The following is a 20240-nucleotide window of genomic DNA, read 5'->3' on the forward strand; positions in this document are numbered from 1 at the left end:
TCACCCCTATTCTGAGATTGCCATATAATTCAAACTACCACTTGCTAACTGTTGCGACTGGACAGTAACACCATTAGTTACCAAAAGTTTCAGCCAACAGCGATTATAATCACTCTCTGTTTTGGGGCTTTCCCAACCCTCATTTGTCGCTGGCTCATCATACGCACTAATGTAATATGTTGCATATGCACTGATATTTGAATTAGCTGGTATGCCAATTGTAAATGTGTTGGAGCTTACTTGGTACAAAGATGTCGGATCGGAATTTATCAGACTCCGCCCATTAACACAACTTCCACCACCAACCAAATACGTATTACCGTTTATATTTAGATATACGTTATAGGACACGGTACCATATCGATATCTTTCCATGTGTCCGGTGTTAGATTGAGATAGGTATTGGCAGACTTGTCCATAAAATCCGATCTGTACCGATATGCTCTGCATGGCAACACTATTGCTAATACTTGAGGTACTAAGATTTCCGCTCGATGCGGTACCGCTGTAATTTGCACCAGTACCTCCAAGAGTGATACTACCAGCGGCAATAATCAAAGTCGCAACGGGTTTAAATGTTGCGATACCAGTTGTCGGATTCCAAGTTATATCTGAGGCCAATAAGTTTAGTGTTTGATTGCCATCTGTACGGGCAGCAGAATAAGATTGCAACGCGCAAGGCGACACGATAATATTCGGTTTAGACGGCCAGTATCCTGGCAAGCTTACTGTCGTGTTGTTTGGTATATTTTGCCCATAGTGTATTTTTCGCAATGACTTCATTGGACGATAAGATCCGTTTAAATATTTATAGGTCGTGATATCGCCCAGCTCCATGCGGATGTAATCGCCGGAAGTGAGATTGTTCGGATCTTTCAGCTGCAATACGGCGGCCTCGGAATCGATCAGCACCGCCCCACTCCCCATCTGAAAAATGGAGCCGTTGCCCATGATCAGGCTGCCGCCCGCGCCGATCTGTATTTGCGCCGCCGCGCTGATCATATTCCCGACTATCCAGCCGCCGCCCGCCCCTTTGGCCGCATTCACAAACAGGTTCCCGTTCATCACGAGCTTGGGCGTGCCGCTGGTGGCATCGATGGCAAATATTTGTATTGGCTCGCCGCCTGCTACCGGGTTCGCGAAATAAAAAGCGTTGGCCAAAAATACCATCTCGGAGGTCTCGCCGTCGGAACCGAGTTTAACCCCGGCAATTCTGCCGTTGGTATCTACCACCACCGAATAGGTCGCCTCAACCTTGCCGTCTACCGTTGCGATGGCGTTGGCGGCGGTTTGAATCGCGCTAGTATTTTCGCCGACTTTCGCGGCAAGCTGCGTGCGCGCTGTAGCCTCCGCCTGGTCTGCTGTTGCGCGGGCGGTCTGCTCCGCCACTATCGCGCTAGTATTTTCGCCGACTTTCGCGGCAAGCTGCGTGCGCGCTGTAGCCTCCGCCTCAAGCCCCTCCACAACCTTTGTTTCGAGGTCTTGTGTCGCCTTGGCCGCCGTATTTCGGTTTTCGTCCTCGTTGGCGCTGTTGATGATGCTGGCCGCTGAGATTGCCTCTACTTCTTCGACCAATGCCTCCAACTGCGGAATAAATTTACTTGGCCTGATAGATTGGTCCGGGATGTCCGCGGCTCGGAGCTCCTCGGCTGTTACGGAGATCACGGCACTGTATTCGCTCTTGTTTCCGGCCACGTCAACAGCTCGGAGCCTGTACCACGCTGTCTGCAGCACGTAGAGGTTGCTGTCCACGTACTCCTGCGCGAAGCGCGGGGCGATGCCGATCTTCGTCATTTCAGCCGCGTCGGATTCCAGGGAGCGATATATCTCGATGTGGTCGAGGTCACCGTCACCGGGGTCGGCCCACGTGAGAGATGCCATGCGGAAACCGCCCGTGCCTTTGAGGTTAGTCGGCGGCGCCGGCGGCGTGAGATCTCCGCGCAGTATTTTGCTCGTCGTTTGTCCGTCGCTACGCACACCGAGGCGCGATACCACGTATATTTTTACGTAGAGCGTGTCGCCGATGTTGCCCGTGCAGGGCAGATAGTATTCCTCAGAGCCGCGCGGTAACGTGCCGGCGGGTTTCCAGCTTACCTCGGAGCTGTATCTGTACCAGAGTTCGAGCGAGGCATAGGATGCCGGCGGCGTCCAGGAGATTTTCGCGATCAGGTTGTAGCTGCCGTCCTGGAGCGTTACGAGCTGCTCGGTGATTGCCATCTCCGTCACGTCGTCGGGCTTATAGTTCGTTGTCAGGCTGGTGTCGATGTGGTGCGTGATGTCCAGCACGGAATCATCATACACGTCAGCGATGTACTCGGAGCAGGTCACGGTCATTACGTCCTGCCCGCTGTTTTTCACAGATACCACCCGGAACGGTTTTTTGTTCCAGCCGGTGAAGCTCTCAAAGGTCACTTGCAGCACTTCTCCGGGCTGGATATCGCAGTCTTTCAGCCCCACGCCAAACGAGCAAAAATTTCGCACCATGAGCGAGGTCTTGAGCAGGTAGTAGCCCATATGGCCCACCTGCCCGGAGCGCGTCACCGGCAGCATAGAGATCGATTTTTCCACCACGCCGCGATCGGCGATGTCGGTCGAATCCTGAAATACGTCGGTCACGCGCTCGTAGCTGTTATCCGGATCTATCCAGTCGATGGTGATCCTGTTGCATACATCTTCATCGGCCGCCTGCCAGAAGGTGAAGCTGCCCTCCACGATGTTGTTGGGCGTGATCTCACGGCTGTAGATGGAGACCGGCGCGTCGATGCAAATTTGCAGCTTGTCGGTCTCCACCATATAGCCGCGGCAAGACGCAAGAAAATCGGCGAGCACGTCGCGGATCGGGCGCTGCGTGTCGAGTGTGAAGTCCAGCATGAAGCGCGCGCCATAGGATACCGTGCCGTCACAATATGCGGCCGCCGCTACAGCGCAGGCGTAATCTATTTTGTCCCAATCCGGGTGCTGGTATACGCCGTTTGTCACCGTGCCATAGCCCAGGCCGTAGCGCGGATGGCAGAGGATATCCAGGATAATCCACACCGGGTTGCGGCTCCACGCAAAGCCGGCGGGCGTCCACACCTTCACACCGTCTACAATGCTTGTCACCGTCGGCGTGCCGTTGAGTTTTTCCTGCGCCTTTAACGTCAGGCAGATCATCGCCACGTCGTCGGGATATGGGCGCGCTCCGGATGGATCGCGGCTGTCGTGAGTCGCGGCCGCGGTGTTGAGGTATGTGGTGAGAGAGCAATCTTCGAGCGCCGCGGGGTCCTGGTCGTTGCAGAGCACAGAGTTTATTGCCGTTACCGGCCCCTCGCCGACCAGTATATAGAGATCCTGCACTTCCTTCTTGTCGTCCGCGAATGCCTGATAGATGATATTACCCGCGACACGGCATTTACCGTAAATTACGGGTATTGGCACGAGCTGGCTCATGGTGTTGCTGATCGGGCCGAAGCTGTATGTGGGCGAGTTCGAAAAATCTCCCATGTCGCGTGGCATGAAGAGCGAGCCGAGCGACGCGCCGAGCATGATCGCGCCAAACGCCGTTGTAACGATCCCCCAGCCGATCAGCGCGCCGGAAAATGCCCAGCCCAAAAGTGCGCCGACTGCGATTGTTACCATAGCGGCACCTCCAATATCCTATAGATTCCAATAGTTTTTTTCTGGTATGGCGCGCTCCAACGCGTGAGGCGGCTCGTGCCGCCGCGCGGAATGTGCAAAAAAAGCGCCACGTCGACGAATGTGCCCAGGTGGAAGACGGGCGAAAAGTCAAAAAGAACGACCGCCCCCGGTTCGGGAGCGGCTATCTTATATGCTATCTTTTTAAGCTCATGCTCTATATCGCGCGTCCGCGCTTCGTAGTTCTCCGGCGTGTAGTCCCACGCAAGCGGGATCACGCGCCCGTATGTCTCCTGTGCGGCGATCGCCAGCCGCAGGCAGTCGGTCCGCCCGGGGCCGAAGCCCCACGGCAGACCGATAAGATTATTTAAGTCCGTCATCTTCGTGTGGATAACTCACGCGGATTTTTCGCGCTCGGAATGTAGGGGAACATTGACGTCCAGCAAATTCGTCTCGGCACTTTATCCATTCCGTCGAATCCCTGTGAAATTATCGCGTCTACCTGCGTCTGCCCGATTGTGATACTGCGGATTTTGCCGCTGAATTTCAGCGTCGCGCCGCTTTCGCTGGCCAGCGTGTTTTTTAGGGCGCTGTATACTTCGCAGCGCACGCCGTTTAGCTTATAGTATTGCGCGAGCCCCGTAATGTCGTTGCTCACATTGTCCAGCGAGAGGTGGCACTGGTCGGTAGTTTGGTCTTTGCTGCGCTCTACCTCTTCGATCTCCATGCCGCAGGCAAAATATGTCTGCGGCTGACCGTTTTCGTCGAACCATGTTACATTCTCCGGTGCGTCGGTGAGATAGAGGTATTCTGTGTTGTGTGTGGCCGGGTTAAGCGGCGGGATGTCAAGCACCCGCACAAGATATATTGGCTCTAAGGTTTCGGCTTGCGCCGCTGTCTTGTAGTCGCTCATAGTATCTCCCTCAAAGTAAGTTCAATCTTTCCGTGTCTCATGCCGGCGCGGTCCGATTTCAACGTATCGTCCTTAAAGCGCACGGTTATGGACGATGCCGCGCCCGGCGGCGTCCAAAGAAATGATTCTACCGGGCCTTTTCGCGCGTTCCAAAATGCCTCTATCTCGGCGAGCGTCTCGGCGCGGCCGGTGAAGGTCAGTGCCCACTCGCGCGGCGCGGCCCCGCGGTCGCTGCGCTGCTCTTTGCCGCTTTCAAAGGTGGTGATGTTCACGCGCCGACGAAATTGCGGCTGCCATGTGAAATCCGGTATCCACGTAAACACAGGTGTTGGCATTTACATCGCTCCTTTCACCGCGGTACGCAGGGCCCCGCCGCGCTGGAGGCCGTTCACGATGAGGCTTTCAATCGTGCCCTTGTTGCCTTGCAGCATTTTCACAAAGCTTTGCGCATCTACCGCCTGAATCGTTATGCTGTAGTTATCACCAGCAGCGCCGCTGGACGCCCCGCCCTGCGAAGCGTTCTTAGGCACAACAACTTCTCCGCGCTGAAGTATCGCCGGCACTTCGTCCGAGCGAAGCCCCGCGATGCCGCCGCCGTGCATTCGCGGCGCGTTGGCAAATACGGAGGGACTTACCAGCGTCGGTGTGCCGCCGGCGCCTACAGTGCCGCCGCTGTGGAATTTCAGCCCCAGCATCCCAAAAAATCCGCCGCCGGAGCCGAAGAATCCGCCGGCCACGCCGCCGCCAAAAAGCGCCCGCATTATCATTGCTTTGGCGATCACCGCGCCGAGGTCCTGCAGGAGATCCAACATCGCTTCGCCGAGCGATTCGGTGCTGCGGATGGCGCTCTCAAACGCGTTGCCGATGCTCGCGGGCACGGCGTCGAGCCCCTCGCGCGCGCTGTCCCACGCCGCCGTTGCCTGCTGCGCGGCCGTTGGAAATTTATTCATGCTGTTTTCGTAGGCCTTGAGTGCGTCGTCGGCCAGCTTGATTACGATCGGCATATCCGCAAATTGTGTTTTCAGCTGCTCAATGGCGGCTTTATACTGCGTGCCGCTGATTTTACCGCTCTCAAACCGGTTTTTCAGCAAATCAAGCGATTTTGTAAATTCGCTACTGCCCGCGCTTTGCAAATCGCTGAAAGCCTTCTGCAACTCCGGCGGCCATTGCAAAAAGTTTTCGATGCTGCCGCCCGTCGCCTTGAATTGATCAGAGAGGTCAGCAAAGCGTTCTTTGAGTTTGCCGATATAGTCCGTGTCGCTCATGAGTCCTTGCGCATTTTGCCAACCATAGTTGCTGTATTCTTCCTCGCGCAGCCGCTTGGATTGCTCTTCGAGTGATTTCATGCGTTCGATCTGCTGCTTGTTTCGCTCTAACACATTTGCGGCCGAGAACGGATTTCGCTGTTCCGCGTCTTCCGTGATTTGCAGCTGGAGGTCACGGATTTTTTTCCAGTCCTCCGATAGAGGTTTTGATTTTGCAAGCCATTTATCAAGGATCGGCAAAAACGATTCCCCATCAGCATTGAGGTATTTTATTTGATCTGAGATACCTTGCACGAGCGTTTCAGCCGCTGTTTTGCCCTTCGCGCCCTTTTTTGCTTTGCCGCCAGAAAATCCGCTATCGCTGCCGAGCGAACCAGCGAACAGGCTTTTCCAATCTGTGTTGCCGGAGAGATCGAGCGCGGTTTTTGCAAGCTGATTTTTAGCTCTTACAATCGCTTCCGTTATGCTCTTTGGGCGTCCCTTGCCGTTCTTGTAATCTTCCATCGCGGCTTGCTGATCGGCCTTTTCCTGCGCGGAGAGGGTTTTCTTTGCCGCCGGCGCCGGCTTTTCTGTCCCAGCGTCACCAAGTGCCGATGTTCTTAGCTGCGCCGTCTGGGCAATGGCTTCTGTGAGCTTCTCGAGCTTTTTTATCACAAAACCCACAATATCTACTATTTTTTCACATACGCCCTTGATAGTTTCCCATGCGGCGGTAAAAGCCTCAACGACCGCATCCCAGAGGTCTGTGAAAAAGCCGCCCATGCTGTCCCAGTTTTCGTATATAACCGCGGCCACCACGCCGCAAGCGGCGCCGATGGCAAGCAGCGGCCACGTTGCCGCGATCGTCGCCGCCGCCCAAGCTACAAACGCGGGCACTACCAAGCCGGCAACGGTAGCCGCTATCACAACAAGGGCTTCGCGCACACTGTCGGGCACAAGCTGTTCAAAGGCTTCGCGCACGCCACTCGTTTTTATTATCTGCGCAAACGCCGTAAGCCACGATGTCACGCTGTACAGCCGTTCTTTCAAGTCGAAAGCCCGCGTTATTTCCTCTCCCACACCGCGCATGATGCTCGATATCGCATCCTTCATGTTGCTTAACTGCTGCGGTATCTCTTTCGCTACAGCATCCATCATGCCGCCGAAACGCTTCTGCATACCGCCAAAAATCCCCTCAAGCGCGACTTGCGCGGAGATGGCGCCTTTTTTGGTCTTGTCCATCACATCAGCTACGCTGGTGCCCATGCTTTCAGCGAGCATCTTCCACGCCGGCACGCCGGTTTCAGATATTTGGCGCATTTCTTCGGCTGATAGTTTGCCCTTCGCGGCAATCTGTCCGAAGGCGAGAGTCAGGCGGTCCACGCCCTCTTGGCTCAGACCAACGGCCATCGCGGCATCGCCGACCGTCTGCAGGATGGGTATCACAGCCTGCGCCTCGAATCCGTATGCCTGCAAACGCTTCGAGGCGTCTACAAGCCCCGAAAATTCAAATGGGGTTGTCGCGGCAAAACGTTCAAGGTCATTCAAGTGCGCCTGTGCTTCTTTTGCGCTGCCGGTCAGCACGGTCATGCTGCGCTTCACCATTTCAAAATCAGCCGCCATCTTTAGCGAGGCCGCACCGAGCGTGCCCATGCCGAGCGCCACCCATTTCAATTTTGATGCCAGGCTTGATGATAGCTTCATGGCGTCTTTGCCGAGCGCGACGTCAAAATTTTTCTTAATAGATTTTGAAAAAGCCGTAACCCGTGAAGTGAGGCTGCCCAGCTGGCGGGCCGCCTCCGTCACGTCGGCGGTAACTTTTATCTGCATTTTATTTGAGCTTGCCATGTGTACCGCCCCTTATCTTTGCGAGTTGCTGCGTTTTATACTCTGTTTCCTCGATAATGCGCACACCATCCCACACGCCGCAAAGCTCATCAAGCGTGTGATGCTGCTTGCTGTTCTGCCAGATCGCGGCGTAGGCCGCGGCGATCGCCGCCTCCCGCCTGCGAAGATATGCGTTATAGTTATACGCAATTATTTTGTCTGTGAGTTGGCCGTGTGTAATGTGCCATAAATCTTCATGGCTCAAGCCAAGAGGGCCCAGAGCCATGAGATATAGCGACCGCCTATCCTCTAGACGGTCGCTGCCGCGTTTTTTTCTGCTTCTTCCTCTTCGGCCTTAACAGCCTCGGGAAAAATCGTAACCATTGAGCCTGATAGCTCCTCGATCGCCGCCGCGATCACCTTCATATATTCGCCGCCCGCCTGCTCCAGGATGTCGCCGGCATCTTCCAATGTGATGTTGCGCCGGCGGCTTTTTAGGCCCGCCCACAAAAGGGCGCGCGTGAAGCGAAAGCTCGAGAGCCGTTTCTCCGGTTGCTTCGAGAGCGAGACCATTATCTCGGGGATGCTTTCGCCCGTTTGGTCTTCAAGCGCGCAAAGAGCGTTCTGCCCATATTCGAGAATATACTTCCGGCTGTTGATTTCTACCTCACGCATGGTTACGCCCCCGCCTGCGCCGTATGATCCAGATCGCCGCCAGCAACCCACGAAACCGCCACTTCTACACGCGAATCGTTGGATGAGCTGATTTTCCAGCCGGTGATATATACCGGGGCTTTTATCTGCGATTTTCCGGAGCCGGTGCCCTCGAGGCGCACGAACAAATATACAAGCGCCTGTGATTTTTGCGCCGTTTCCAGCATGTCCAGAGTTTCGCTCTCCGGGTCCAAAATAACGGTAAAAGATCCCTTGGCGTCTCCCTGTCCCGGTATATACTGTTTGTTTGAGTCATATATCCCAGTGACGTCGACCTCGGAGCAGCTGAGATCTATGTCCCATGCGGCCAGTGCTTCAACGGTCGTCGGCGATCCTACTTCTGTCGCCGAAACCATCACCAGCGCGTTTTTTGCAAGCTGTCTTGCCATTATTTTTCATCCTCCTATCGATATTCGTAATACCTTATGTCTATTACACCGTGCCACCAGTCGGGTTCCGCGCTGTCCCGCATAATTTCCATGCCATCATCGAGCGCCCAGGCCGGCAGCGCCTTTTTTATGAGCGCGCCGATCTGCAATATCTCTTTGCGCCCGGCGTAGCGGCTCCAAATATGAAGCGTAGTTGTGATCTCCGCTCCGGTGTTGTTCAGCAGATCGTCACTTACCTCTTGCGTATCGCCAACCTGTATATAGGGCGATGCCGCGTTGTCCGGTGGCATGTCGTAGATGCCTGTTATCACGGCAGCCAGTGCAGCGTTATTTTTTAACGCCGCGTAGAGCTCGGTGTGCTTCGTGAGCATACTCATCGTGATGCTGCCGCCTCCAAAGCTGCAAGCACCAATGCAAGCACGCGTTTTTTATTGGCGCGAAGAGCCGGCTTGAGAAATGGCTGCGCAATGGCGTGTCTGTTGCCATATTCCACCGCCATTGCGTAATAGAGCTGCTTCTGCCCCTTAAAACTGGCTTTACGGTCAGTGTTGGGATAATCGCAATAAACATAGCCGTTCACCCCACCCTTATCGTCATTTTTAAAGGTTTTGGGCGTGATCGAGTCGCGGAGTGCTCCTGTCTCTACAGGGCAACGGCGTTTCGCGTCGGCCGCGATCATGTCGGTTCCCTCACGCAGCGCGTCGTAAACGGCATCGCGGATTTTACCGGAGGAAAGTTTTTTGAGCTTATCGATCAACTCTTTTTCGCCTATTACCTTTACAGATAACATAGCCTCAAGCCTCCTGGATGCAGTCGAGTTCCACCTGTGCAGCCCGATAATCCGGGCGCACCGCCTTCACGGTAAGCGATTTGCCGCGCCATGCTATCACGTCGCCTTTTTGCGGCTCGGTTTTCGGCAGCCGCATTATCACGAGGTGCGTTCTTACTTCGATATCGCGGCCGCCGAGAAGTCCGTCTTTCGATTTTTTGGCAGTGACGGCAGCCCAGCCGGAGAAAATTGTCGTGTCCCGCGTTGTGCTGCCGCCCATGCCGTCGTCTTCAAAAACCGCCCGCGTGATCGTTATCTGCTCGCTTAGGCTTCCGGGATTCACAGGTAATCACCGCACGTTTCGATGTGTGTTAGAATCGCGTCTACTGTGTAGCTGATCTTATTGATGGTCTTGTTGCCCACAGTTTCAACAACCCGATTTTCATACCAGTGCGCAACGAGCAGCTTTACGGCGTGCTTATAGAGTTCATCACTGGCGATATCTTCATACGTCGGTTCTCCGCTCTCGTCTTTCGTGACATGCCGGGTCTTAGATATCTTGCCGCCAATAAAGGACTGCGCCGCGGATATCTGGGCCGTTAAAAGCGCGTCCTCCGCGTCGTTGTCAACGCGGAGGAACGCCTTAACTTCTGCCAGCGTCAGCGCTGGCATTAGCTGCCTACCGTCACCTTTACGGTCGCCGTCAATCCGTCGGCCGTCTCGACCGTAAAGGTTTTTTCTCCGTTGGCCAGCGTTGCAAGATAATCGTCAGTTATCGTCAGCGTGCCGTCCAATACGGTGTAATTGTCCGAATTTACTGCCGTTCCCCCAATCTTGAGCGCAGATACAGAAGCCGATGCGCTCACCGTCAGCGCCACGTCAGCGGGGGCTGATTTGCTGAACGTGGCCGTCGCCGGGCTGACGGTTAGGAAGATTTTTTTAGGTATGCAAACGCCTTTGTGGTGCGGACCTTGCCGTCCAGGATGGCGTAGCCCATGTACGTGGTTGTTCGTTTGGTCATGTGCTCGTCCTGCATCAGGCTTATATCTTCCTGTACGTTCATCAAGTACCCCTGCCCGACATTGGCCAGCAGCATCGCGTTGGCGGGAATAGCATCCTCTTCGTATACCACGTGGCCAAAGAGTCTTCCGACGCCACCAGACATCACGTCAGCAATAAAATACGGACGTCCGTTGCTGTCCTTGATGTTCGCCAGCGTATTCCAGATAAAATCGTTCTTCGCGTAGATTGCCGCGCCGGTGGAATAGCCGCTCCGGATCTTCGACATCAGAGAGGTCATTTTTATATATGTGACCTCATCCGTTGTCGGCGTCCAGGTGATCACCTGCGGCGTGCTGGCCTCCGCGTCAAGCGCCGTGATGATGCCCTGCGGCTGGCTCTTCCAGTTGTCACTTGCGCCGGCCGCGCCCTTGCCCAAAACCACCGCGGCCGCAAGCGCGTTGGCCATCTTTTCGGCCACCAGGCTCGCGACATAAGCCAAGAAGGAATCAATGCTCATCTTCTGTAGCTTCCAGGATATCTTCAGCGCCTTGGCGAGTTCATACCCGTCGAGGTCGAGCGCCGCGATGGTGAAGCTGCCCTCCGTCACCTCGGTATCTTCGTCGTAGAACGCCGCATTGTCGCCGCTCACAGTTTCATAGGGATAGCTCAGCTTACCTTTTACAAATGTTTTTGGCACGGCATTCAGGATCGGGTGCAGCTCGCCCATTTCTTTCCAGATGGCATCTACCAACGTTTTAGGGATCACAACTGTGTGCGTCGCCGCCGTCTGTGTCGCGTTCTGGATATCTGGCGCAAGACTGCGATTCACCTTGTCAAAGATTTCGGCCTCTTCCGCCGGCAGACGGAAGCCCATCAACGTGTGTGCGAACGCCTCGCGATATATGGCATCTTCATCCAGCACATCCTGCGTTTTTGCCGCCGGCGTTAAGCTCTGTGGCGCGTTGTCGCGCGGGATTGTTATGTCGATCATCTTGCGCTCTTTTAGTGCGGCAAGGTTCGCGAGTTCACGCTGCTCGGCGTCAAAGCTCGCGTCCAGGTTCTCTATCTCCGTGCGCTTTGCGGCCGCAGCCTCAACATCGCCGGAGTGTACCGCGTCGGTCGCGGCGGTCATCAATTCGTTTCGCTTGTTTCTGTATTCTTCTACAGTCATTGGTATCATCCCTCTTTCTTGAGATCCAGCAGCTTCAAACGTTCACGCTCGAGCGCGAGAGCTGCTATTTTTTTTATCGCCTCCGGAGCCGATTTCGGAAGCTCCTTTATCGCTATCGCCGCAGGCTCGGCTATCGCCTCGGCAACCTCTACGCAGAAATAGCGGGCAGCCTCTTCCGCGGTAAACCAGGTTTCTTTGTACATGAGATCCTTAATCGCATCGATACTCGCATCCGGGAGCAGCGCGCCCTCATATACGCTCAACATGCTCTCTTCGGCTTTCTCGAGTATCTCCGCGCACAACTTCATTTCGTTAGCATTGCCGCTGGCGCTCATCGTGGTTCTGTGTATCATCAAAAACGTATTGCGCGGCATAATTACACGGTCGCAGCAGAGCGCGATCGCGGAGGCGGACGACGCGGCGAGCCCGTCGATATAGCAAGTCTTTTTACCATTGTGCTGCCTGAGCATGTTCACGATGGCCATGGCTGCGATGACGTTGCCCCCGCCGGAATTGATGTGTAGGTTCAAATTCTTGTCAGAGACGCCGGCAAGAAAATTACGTATCTTTTCCGGGTACTGATCGGCGGCATCCCACGCGCCCCACCACGAGGAGACGATTTCGCCATAAAAATAAAGCGCAGCCTCGCCGTTTGCGAGATTGCGCACTTGGAGCAGTTTGTTTAGGTTGTCCTTCATTTTCCTTCACCTCCGCCCGTCTCCGCCGTCGGTGCGGTGTCAAGCCGTCGGACAGCCTGATCTCCGCCATCGATCGGGGCCATGTTCAGCACGCGGCGCCATTCGTTCGGCGTCAACGCCCCGCGATCCACCATCTGCAGCAGGTTCAGCTTCGTGGTCATGCTCGCGTATTGCAGGCTCATACTCTCAAAAATGATTCGATTGCCGTAGCCGCGTTCCCGCGGGCTGAAAATTTTGCGTGTAAACTCGTTGCTCATTTGCAGGGCGACCGGCTCTATCACGCTTTCGTAATAGGCGTTCCATTCATCTTCGTTATACGTCGAATCAATGATTTTCTGATTCGTGTTGTAATAACTGTGGATGCGCGTAATCGCCCTGTCCCACTGCACCGCGTTTGGCACGTAATCGTGAGGCGTGATCTGGATGGCTTCCGCTTTGCTGTCAATGCCGATCGCGCCGACGCTGCCCTCCGACGAAAGATAGGTTTTTACAAAGTTCTCGGTCTCCTTCTTGATGTCTTCGGGGCGAAGCACTGAGCTCCATTTCAGCAGCCACTTGTTTACGGCGGAATTTTTCACGGCATCAACGAGACTTTTATCTATCGTCGCCGCGACGTCCATCACGTCGCGCAGCGCCTCGATGTTGCCCTCGCCAAAAATATCGTTGCCGTTGAAATCCTCCCTCAAGTGGACGATGTCGGAGTACGGGAACGTGCCCATCTTTCCGCTTTTCAGGCCGAAGCGCAGGTAGAGCGTCATGTTTGCGTCGTAGAGCGCCTCGACGGATAGCGCCTCGATGGGGTATATCTGATTCGCATACCCCGCGCCATCGCGGATGATGAGCGCAAAAGCGTTGTTGTTTAGCGCGAGCTGCACGGCAAGTTTCTGTTGCAGCATCTGCCCGGTGATCAGCGGGTTCGGTTCTTCGAGGATCAACTTCACGTAGCGATCCGGATTAACTTTCAGCCCTTCCGGCCCCTCGCGGATCTGCTTCGCGCCCAGCTTGCCGATCGATCGCGCAAACGGACGGATGCAGCTCCGGATTATATCGGATTTGTACATCTGCCCATTCCAACCATAAAAGCCATTGCCGCGTTCAACGATCAGCTCGTGCTTTGTGGTCGTGGGACTACGCGTAACATAATTCATCAAACGTCGAAACATGTTCAAGGCCACCGCCTCCCTAAATCAGATTCATGTAGTCTTCGCGATGGCGCTCGAAAACCACATACGCATCCAGCAGCGAGGCCAGCCCGTCAATGCGGCGCCGGCTGCTTGTGCCCTTCACAGGCTGGATGTTGTTGTTTTTGTCAATATCGATCGAGGTGTTGGAGATACACCATTTCAAGATCGGGTTGTTGTTATAGTTTACGATCTTTTTTTCAAGATCCGCGCCGAGTGACTTCATCGGCGAGCTGAGCGTTTTTTTGCCCTGGATCACCGGCTCTGGCACTTCGGCGCCAAACTCCGCCCTCATATCTGCAACAAAGTATTCCGCGCTCCATGCGTCGTAGCCAAAATACGGCATGTAGATGTCGCATTCCTCGCGCAGTTCAATAAACCACTCCACAACATGCTTGTAGTGGACACGGTTCCCAGGCGTCGTGCGGAGTAACCCCTGTTCTTTCCACGCCCCGTAGGGGATTTGGTCCTCCTGCTCCCGTTTTTCGAGCAGATCTTCAGGGAGCCAATACATCTGCTTAACATAGATGTGCGGATCTTCCGGCACCATAAAAAGCAACGTTCCGCAGGTCAGGTCGGTCGTGCTGGAAAGGTCGGCGCCGCCTATGCCATAGCGCGGTCGCAGCGCGGCCAAGTCGTAGATCTCGGTATTGTTCAGCTGTTCAAAGGTCAGCCATGCTTCGGAGGTCGTCTCCCGAATGTTAAAATCTTTCGTTACGAGGTTCTTGACCAGCAGTGGGTTCTTTCTTGCTTTGTCTACCTTCTGCGCCAGATTTGCAGTGCGCTTTATTGTGCCAAGTCCGGGATTTGCCTTTATCCAGCAGCGCTCATCCATCCACTCGGAACGCCTGTCCAACTCGTAGATGATCGGCAAAACACCTTCGTCATGGTAGCCTTTCGGGTCGTCGTAGCCATCGAGGATCAGCTTGCACTCTTCGTATTTGATATCAAAGATTCCCTCGCGCAGCGTCCCCGCGGTGGATACGATCACCGATAGCGGCTGCTCGCGGGCGCTCATGCCGTCGATCAAAACATCATAGAGATTTTTGTCGGCGATCGCGTGCAGCTCGTCGATCAGTGCGCAATGAAGGTTGAGTCCGTCCAGGGAGTTCGACTCTGAACTTAGCGGCTTAAATACTCCATCGTTGAAATCACAATCGATCTCGCCGACCAGACAGCGGCAGCGGGCCGACAGCTGCGGCGATTTCTTCACCATCCGTTTAGCCTCGCCCCAGATGATTTTCGCCTGTTCGCGCATGGTCGCGGCGCTGACTACTTCCGGCCCTTTTTCACCGTCGGCCAGCAGCATGTAAAGCGCTATTGCTGAACCAAGCGTTGACTTGCCGTTTTTACGAGCTACGATCAACACCATTTCACGGTACTTCCGCGTACCGTCGATTTTATGTACGAAGCCAAAAAGCGCGGAGATAAGCGCGCGCTGCCAAAGTTCGAGCTTAAAGGCTCCGCCTCCGGCCGCACCCTTCGAGTGCCGGCAATACCGCTCGATAAAATCCACGGCGTGCTGAGCTCGCCGTTCGTCGTATTCGTACTCGCTGTCCTTGTCTTTTAGGCAGTCAATTAGGTGTCTGTAGATTTGCTTGATCTTTTCACAAGCAACGATCTTGCCCGTCAAAACTTGCGTGCCGTATTCGACTATCGGGGTCATTGCTCCCGCTCCTGGAGAAAGTTCTGAAAATCGTCGCCTCCCGGTTTTTCGTCCGGCTCCGCTTTCAGCGCATCGTTCAGCATCTTCATTACATTCTGGTAATTTTTATTCACGGCATTGTACTGTCTGGCGATCGGGCGTTCTCTTTCGTAGGGGTCCAGTTTTTCAGATTGCGAGAACATCTCGACAAAGCCGTTTTCGTTCAAGTCGGCCTCCATGTCTTCAAGGGTGATCCGCATATACGCCGCGCGCTTGATCAACCCGTCCAGGACGGCGCGGCGCTTCATCGGCAGAGCCTTGAATATTTTCAGCAACCGACGGATCTCTTTTGTAATCCGCTCATCTTTGGATATCTCCCGCGTACTCATGCCATCGTCTCCTTTCAGGGTGGGGTCTATGCGCAACTCCCGCGTATTTTTCAAAACTACCCTTGTCCGGTCGCCCAAAAAAGTCAGTGTTTTCGTTCAGGGGGGGCACCACAGACACCAGCTGCCCCGAGGCGTCGAATCTCACGTCGTCGCGCGTCAGTTTTTGTGCAAAATGCTCTCTGTTGTGGCAATCAAGACAGAGGTACTCGAGATTCGCCCAATTGAGTGTGATCTCTGGATTGCCCTCGTTGCTGTCCGTGATGTGCGCCTTGTGGTGGACGATATAGCCAGGCTTGCCGCAGCGCTCACACAATCCATGCACCGATTTGATGTAGCCGTCCCGGCAGCGCTGCCACGCTGCCGAATCATAAAAATCACGCCGTGCCATACTATCACCACTCCCAACAACAAACGTCCGCAAGGTTTCCCCTGCGGACGCGCGAACTTGATGCTGATATCTTATCCCTAGTTTTCGATAAAATCTATGCCATTATTTCAGACGTTTTTTAGGACATAATTTCGGACACTTTCTCGGACAACTCTCCACGCCGATATATTTCCCACGATATTTCTCTCAACGCCTTCTTGCGTTTGCGGTAGAATTGCTTCTCTGTAATATGGTGTTTATATGCAAACACCTCAACAGATGGATACTGAAAACTGCGGCCTATATAATTCATATCTCGAATCAGCCGTGCCGTGCTTGGCATCTCCGCTTCGAAAAGCATGAACACTTTTTGCATAGCCTCAAGTCCGCCGGCAACCGTAATCACGCTCTTTATATTTTCTGCGGCCTCAACAATAATCTGCTGCTGCGGCGTGCCCTTGCCGCCATCAACCGGACCGACGTCTTCCGCCGGCGCATACCTCGCCAATGCCATTGCCGCCAGCTCTTCTGTGTCCGAGAACTCCTCATCTCCAAAAAAGCAAGCCAGCCCCGTAGGACAATAATCAGCAAACAAACAAAGGACGTCCTCTATTTGCGATACTTTTTTAGGGACTATGCTTACTTTCTTAGGCAATGTTATTCAGCTCCTATCTTGTTGTTCCTTAGGCCGTTTTCTATTTCTTGCTCTTATCGCTCGGCTTGTTTCTTCTAAACTTTCCAACGTTTGCCGCCGCACTTAATAAAATCGTCGGTCGGTGCATATTCGTGGATAACCATTACCGAAGGCACATCTCCGTCAGCGTAGTCATAGCAAATATGATCGCCTTCACCAATGGGGACAACATTGTCTCAGTTAAAACAGTCATGAATTGGCATATTATCCTTATGCCTATTTGCTTTTCTTGTTTTCATTTCGATTCCTCCTCCGGCAGGTCGATAGGCCGCCAATACGTTACGCTATACCCCGTCCCGTCCGGCGCAACGAAGACTTTTACCCCTGCGTCATAATTCAGCACCATAAACCGAGGGACAAGCCCGCCGTAAAGCATAATACGGGCAACTACCAGTTCCCCATCGGCGGGCTCTTCAGCTTCATATTTCCGCCAACGATAAATTTCGCGGAGCGCGGTGAGCCTATCCTTTAGTGCGTTGATATCATCGATCTGAGCATTAATTTTTTTGCTATCGCATTCCCCAATTATTTGCGCCATATCTTTTAGTTGGCGTATTTCCTCGTCCTGCCGCACCACCGCGCGCGCAAGCAGCAACAGCGCAGGGTACTCCTTTTCTATGCGAGAAAATTTCTCCGCCGTACGGATCGTTACTCTAGCCACTGTTACTATGTTGTCGTTCATCGTTTCTGTCTCCTTTCATATCTCGCGTTCCAAATTTTTATAGCGTGGGCTCTGTCGTGGCGCTTCGTGGAGCGGCCGCACTTCGAGCAATATATCTGTGTGCCTCCGATCGTTTCAATTACGGAGATCAATTCATTGCCGCATTGGCAGTTATTTATTTCTTCCATGAGTTAACCCGCAATGTCCTTCACGATTTTTTTCATCATCCCATTGCCACATCGCACAGCATCCAGCCTGACAAGTAGGATCGTGAGAGACGACTCTATCGCCATTTTTATCTGTTTCTAATTGAATTAATGAAAATATTCCCTGTTTAAAGTTTAAGTCTTCATCCCGTATCGAATCTTTTATTCGTATATTTTTTGTATCACACATTTTTGCGATTGTTATGGCCGCTAAAAATATTGGACATATTTTTTCAAAAGCATCATCGCTATTCATTTTGTTAGTCTCCTTTTTTTTGAACTCTCAAACCGTCGCCCTTTTGCGTCGCACCGTCGCTACTCTAAAGAGTAGCGCGACGGTAGCGACGCTTGTTAAAAATGGGTCAATCGTCGTTTTTACCGTCGTGACCGTCGTTATTTTTTTGCGACGCTATCAAAAAGTTGTTGGTATCACAGTATATTTTAATGTTTATTGTTATTGCGACGGTTGCGACGCAATATTTTGTAACTTCTTTTTAATATATACCTTTTCAAGTTCATAATCCTCTGACATTTGGAATATATCGTTTGTTTTTATTAAGTCCCCCTTTTCTGTCAAATCTTTTATTGCTTTGTTAAAATCTTGCCTTTGAGATTTTCCTTTGTGGTTTTTATAGAAGGTTTTCCGCCACTCTTCTAATTGGACGCCTGCAAATTCGCCATGCTCATCTAGAAGTCCAACTTTTTCGGCCGCCTCGCGATATGCCTGTAAGGCTCGTTGGGAGTTTTTTGACAATGCTTTTATCTCTTTTTCGCCCCCGTGTTCGTCCGGCTCGAGCACGATTGTTGATACCGGCTCGCCGTCCTCGTCGAACCAGCCTGGCAGGTGGGCTGGGATGCGCTCCAAATATACTGAGTCCGCAAGCTCGCTGTCCTTTTGCTTCACCTGTTCCAGCTTGATGTTGTCGCCGGAGCTCGTCACGAGTATCTGATTGTCCAGCGCGCCGCGCCATGCCGAGCTTCCGCGCGCCCGGCCTTTCGCCTCCTGGTTGACGCCGGTATGATGTACGAGGATCACCGTGCAATCGAAGGTCTGCGATAGCTTGCTGCAGGCGTCAAGCATCGTCTTCGTGTCCGTCGCCTTGTTTTCGTCGCCGATTAAAAAGCGGTGCAGGGTGTCCACGACTATCACCGCGACATTCTCCGCCTCGAGCGCGCGGATCTCGGATATCGTCTTCGCAAGCCCCTCCGGGGTGTTGAGGTCGCAGGCGCCGCCGGAGACCCAAGCGTTGAGATGCTCGACTTTGTGATACTGTTTCCAGCCGGCGATACGGGCCTTGAGCCCATAATGACCTTCTCCCGCCAGATAGATCACGCCGCCCGGCCGCACCCGCAGCCCCGCCCACGTTTCCACGCCCGCCGCCATGCGCAGCACCCAATCGAGCACGACGAAGGTTTTGCCCGTCCCGGAGTCTCCGTAGACCATCGCCAGCCCGCCCGCCTGTATCCACTTTTTTATCAGCCAGCGGATGGGCGCGGGTTTGGCGCAGAAGTCGTCCGCCTGCGTCAGCCACGCGCTCTTTCCCGTGAGCAGCGCCTTGAGGTCGCCGCCGGCGGTCACGTAATCGTTCACGTCGCCGATCTCCGGCGGCAGTATCACGCGCGCGCCGATAATCGTTGCCGCTTCGTTTGCCGCGGCTTGCCCCGTTCCGCTTTCGTCGTTGTCGCCGACGATGACGATCTCCTGCACGGGGCCGAGCTTTTCGCGCAGCCATTTGGCAACGGGCGGCAGGTTGCCGGCGTTTAGCGCGATGATCACGGTATTGCCGGTGGCCTCATGGATGGAGGCGGCGGTGGCGTAACCTTCGGCGATGTAGAGCGGTCCTTCCTGCGGCGGCAGGGGGCCGAGGGGATAATATCCGCCCTTGACCTCGCCGCCGCCGTGGAATTGTTTCTGGCCGTCCGCGGCGATGTACTGCGCAGAGGCAATCCGTCCGTCCAGAATTATCGGGATCATGAGACGTCCGTCGCCTGTCTGGTAGATGCCGTATACGCCGACCTGTTTGCGCTGCAAATATGGATGCTCCGGCGCGGCCGACATGACAGTCTTCAAGATGTTCATTACGGCGCTTGCTATCTGCTCGCGGTATTTCCGCCGTTCTTCGTCGCGGATGGCCGCGGCTTCCGCCATCCGTCTTTCACACACCGCTATCTCTTCCGCCGTGAGTTCTCGGCCTACGTCGGCAAGCCATTTGCTTTCGACGCTGCCGCGCCAGCTGCCGAACATGCCTGCGGGTATGTTGTCGCCGAAGCCGATATACCAGCCGGCCTTTTCGGTGTTTTTGTCGCCTTCGACCGCGAAACGGTGTATTTTGCCGTCGAGGATGATTCTGACAGTTCGTTTGGGCGCAATCGGAGAGTTTGTGATAGCGTCTTGCAGTTGTATTTCGGGGGCTTCCGGCTTTATCTCGCGGTCCCACCCGGTGGGTAGTGTCGCCATCGTTTTATCTCCTCCCGCCGCGCGGTAGCGGCCTGTAATGCTTCGTCTTTGCCTTTGCAGACGACGGCCTTATAGCCGTTTGCCGTTAAATACTCTATCCAGTCTTTTTGTTCGTCTGACACTTTGCCGCCCTTTTGGCGCTTCATCTCGATCCAGAATCCCCATTCGGGGACGAAGAGGTCGGGCACCCCCTTGCATACGCCTTCGGCCTTAAGCCGCGCCGCCGTCTTGATGTCGCGCCAGCCGCCGTTGGGTATGGCGATGATACGCACGCCGGGGAAAGTTTTCCGAAAGGCG

Annotated in this window: 24 protein-coding genes; all 24 read right to left on the minus strand. The window is 54.2% G+C overall.

Annotated elements, in window-relative coordinates; translation table 11 throughout:
- Nucleotides 1–6: 6 nt before the first annotated feature.
- On the minus strand, nt 7–3618 hold the full coding sequence (locus CLOEV_RS10070) for a TipJ family phage tail tip protein (protein ID WP_034443498.1): 3612 nt from the start codon (nt 3616–3618) through the stop codon (nt 7–9).
- Nucleotides 3612–3995 carry a hypothetical protein gene (locus CLOEV_RS10075; RefSeq protein WP_034443500.1) on the minus strand — a complete coding sequence of 128 codons (384 nt, stop codon included), beginning with the start codon at nt 3993–3995 and terminating at the stop codon, nt 3612–3614. Before CLOEV_RS10075 ends, CLOEV_RS10070 begins: the two co-directional genes overlap by 7 nt.
- Entirely contained in the window at nt 3992–4528 is a 537-nt protein-coding gene (locus tag CLOEV_RS10080) for a DUF1833 family protein (RefSeq protein WP_034443502.1), read from the minus strand. Before CLOEV_RS10080 ends, CLOEV_RS10075 begins: the two co-directional genes overlap by 4 nt.
- A complete protein-coding gene (locus tag CLOEV_RS10085; RefSeq protein ID WP_034443504.1) occupies nt 4525–4863 on the minus strand; it encodes a phage tail protein in 339 nt (112 codons plus the stop codon). The genes CLOEV_RS10080 and CLOEV_RS10085 overlap by 4 nt, the downstream gene beginning before the upstream one ends.
- A complete protein-coding gene (locus CLOEV_RS16080) occupies nt 4864–7578 on the minus strand; it encodes a tape measure protein (RefSeq protein ID WP_169732220.1) in 2715 nt (904 codons plus the stop codon). It lies immediately after the preceding gene.
- A 25-nt stretch (nt 7579–7603) separates the two neighbouring features.
- Nucleotides 7604–7885, minus strand: coding sequence for a hypothetical protein (locus CLOEV_RS10095; RefSeq protein WP_034443505.1), 282 nt, complete (start codon nt 7883–7885; stop codon nt 7604–7606).
- Nucleotides 7886–7908: 23 nt separating this feature from the next.
- On the minus strand, nt 7909–8274 hold the full coding sequence (locus tag CLOEV_RS10100; protein ID WP_034443507.1) for a hypothetical protein: 366 nt from the start codon (nt 8272–8274) through the stop codon (nt 7909–7911).
- Nucleotides 8275–8276: 2 nt separating this feature from the next.
- Nucleotides 8277–8702 carry a hypothetical protein gene (locus CLOEV_RS10105; protein WP_034443509.1) on the minus strand — a complete coding sequence of 142 codons (426 nt, stop codon included), beginning with the start codon at nt 8700–8702 and terminating at the stop codon, nt 8277–8279.
- A gap of 14 nt (nt 8703–8716) precedes the next feature.
- Complete coding sequence (locus CLOEV_RS10110) at nt 8717–9079, minus strand: DUF3168 domain-containing protein (RefSeq protein WP_034443512.1); 363 nt, start codon at nt 9077–9079, stop codon at nt 8717–8719.
- Nucleotides 9076–9492: an HK97-gp10 family putative phage morphogenesis protein gene (locus tag CLOEV_RS10115; protein WP_034443514.1), complete on the minus strand. Its 417-nt coding sequence runs from the start codon at nt 9490–9492 to the stop codon at nt 9076–9078. Before CLOEV_RS10115 ends, CLOEV_RS10110 begins: the two co-directional genes overlap by 4 nt.
- A 4-nt stretch (nt 9493–9496) precedes the next feature.
- Nucleotides 9497–9814, minus strand: coding sequence for a head-tail adaptor protein (locus CLOEV_RS10120; protein WP_034443516.1), 318 nt, complete (start codon nt 9812–9814; stop codon nt 9497–9499).
- Nucleotides 9811–10143 carry a head-tail connector protein gene (locus CLOEV_RS10125; protein ID WP_034443518.1) on the minus strand — a complete coding sequence of 111 codons (333 nt, stop codon included), beginning with the start codon at nt 10141–10143 and terminating at the stop codon, nt 9811–9813. Before CLOEV_RS10125 ends, CLOEV_RS10120 begins: the two co-directional genes overlap by 4 nt.
- Nucleotides 10143–10418 carry a X2-like carbohydrate binding domain-containing protein gene (locus tag CLOEV_RS16530; RefSeq protein WP_084482310.1) on the minus strand — a complete coding sequence of 92 codons (276 nt, stop codon included), beginning with the start codon at nt 10416–10418 and terminating at the stop codon, nt 10143–10145. Before CLOEV_RS16530 ends, CLOEV_RS10125 begins: the two co-directional genes overlap by 1 nt.
- Complete coding sequence (locus tag CLOEV_RS10130) at nt 10397–11644, minus strand: phage major capsid protein (protein ID WP_034443520.1); 1248 nt, start codon at nt 11642–11644, stop codon at nt 10397–10399. Before CLOEV_RS10130 ends, CLOEV_RS16530 begins: the two co-directional genes overlap by 22 nt.
- 5 nt (nt 11645–11649) lie before the next feature.
- A complete protein-coding gene (locus CLOEV_RS10135) occupies nt 11650–12342 on the minus strand; it encodes a head maturation protease, ClpP-related (protein WP_034443522.1) in 693 nt (230 codons plus the stop codon).
- A complete protein-coding gene (locus CLOEV_RS10140; protein ID WP_245591159.1) occupies nt 12339–13505 on the minus strand; it encodes a phage portal protein in 1167 nt (388 codons plus the stop codon). The genes CLOEV_RS10135 and CLOEV_RS10140 overlap by 4 nt, the downstream gene beginning before the upstream one ends.
- Nucleotides 13506–13524: 19 nt before the next feature.
- On the minus strand, nt 13525–15189 hold the full coding sequence (locus tag CLOEV_RS10145; protein ID WP_034443526.1) for a terminase large subunit: 1665 nt from the start codon (nt 15187–15189) through the stop codon (nt 13525–13527).
- The gene (locus CLOEV_RS10150) at nt 15186–15557 is read right to left on the minus strand and encodes a hypothetical protein (RefSeq protein ID WP_034443528.1); all 372 of its coding nucleotides are present in this window, start codon (nt 15555–15557) and stop codon (nt 15186–15188) included. The genes CLOEV_RS10145 and CLOEV_RS10150 overlap by 4 nt, the downstream gene beginning before the upstream one ends.
- Nucleotides 15529–15945 (minus strand): HNH endonuclease, encoded by a 417-nt coding sequence (locus CLOEV_RS10155; RefSeq protein WP_084482314.1) that lies wholly within the window; start codon nt 15943–15945, stop codon nt 15529–15531. The genes CLOEV_RS10150 and CLOEV_RS10155 overlap by 29 nt, the downstream gene beginning before the upstream one ends.
- A gap of 118 nt (nt 15946–16063) precedes the next feature.
- Nucleotides 16064–16579, minus strand: a complete 516-nt coding sequence (locus tag CLOEV_RS10160; protein WP_034443530.1) for a hypothetical protein — start codon at nt 16577–16579, stop codon at nt 16064–16066.
- Nucleotides 16580–16853: 274 nt separating this feature from the next.
- Nucleotides 16854–17300 carry a hypothetical protein gene (locus CLOEV_RS10165; protein ID WP_034443532.1) on the minus strand — a complete coding sequence of 149 codons (447 nt, stop codon included), beginning with the start codon at nt 17298–17300 and terminating at the stop codon, nt 16854–16856.
- Between the two features lie 150 nt (nt 17301–17450).
- Nucleotides 17451–17741 (minus strand): hypothetical protein, encoded by a 291-nt coding sequence (locus tag CLOEV_RS16865; RefSeq protein WP_156938401.1) that lies wholly within the window; start codon nt 17739–17741, stop codon nt 17451–17453.
- A gap of 198 nt (nt 17742–17939) precedes the next feature.
- Entirely contained in the window at nt 17940–19943 is a 2004-nt protein-coding gene (locus tag CLOEV_RS16085; RefSeq protein ID WP_051485023.1) for an AAA family ATPase, read from the minus strand.
- On the minus strand, nt 19907–20215 hold the full coding sequence (locus CLOEV_RS10175; protein WP_051485024.1) for a VRR-NUC domain-containing protein: 309 nt from the start codon (nt 20213–20215) through the stop codon (nt 19907–19909). The genes CLOEV_RS16085 and CLOEV_RS10175 overlap by 37 nt, the downstream gene beginning before the upstream one ends.
- Nucleotides 20216–20240 lie beyond the last annotated feature (25 nt).

It is taken from the genome of Cloacibacillus evryensis DSM 19522, from assembly GCF_000585335.1.
Classification (GTDB): Bacteria; Synergistota; Synergistia; order Synergistales; family Synergistaceae; genus Cloacibacillus; species Cloacibacillus evryensis.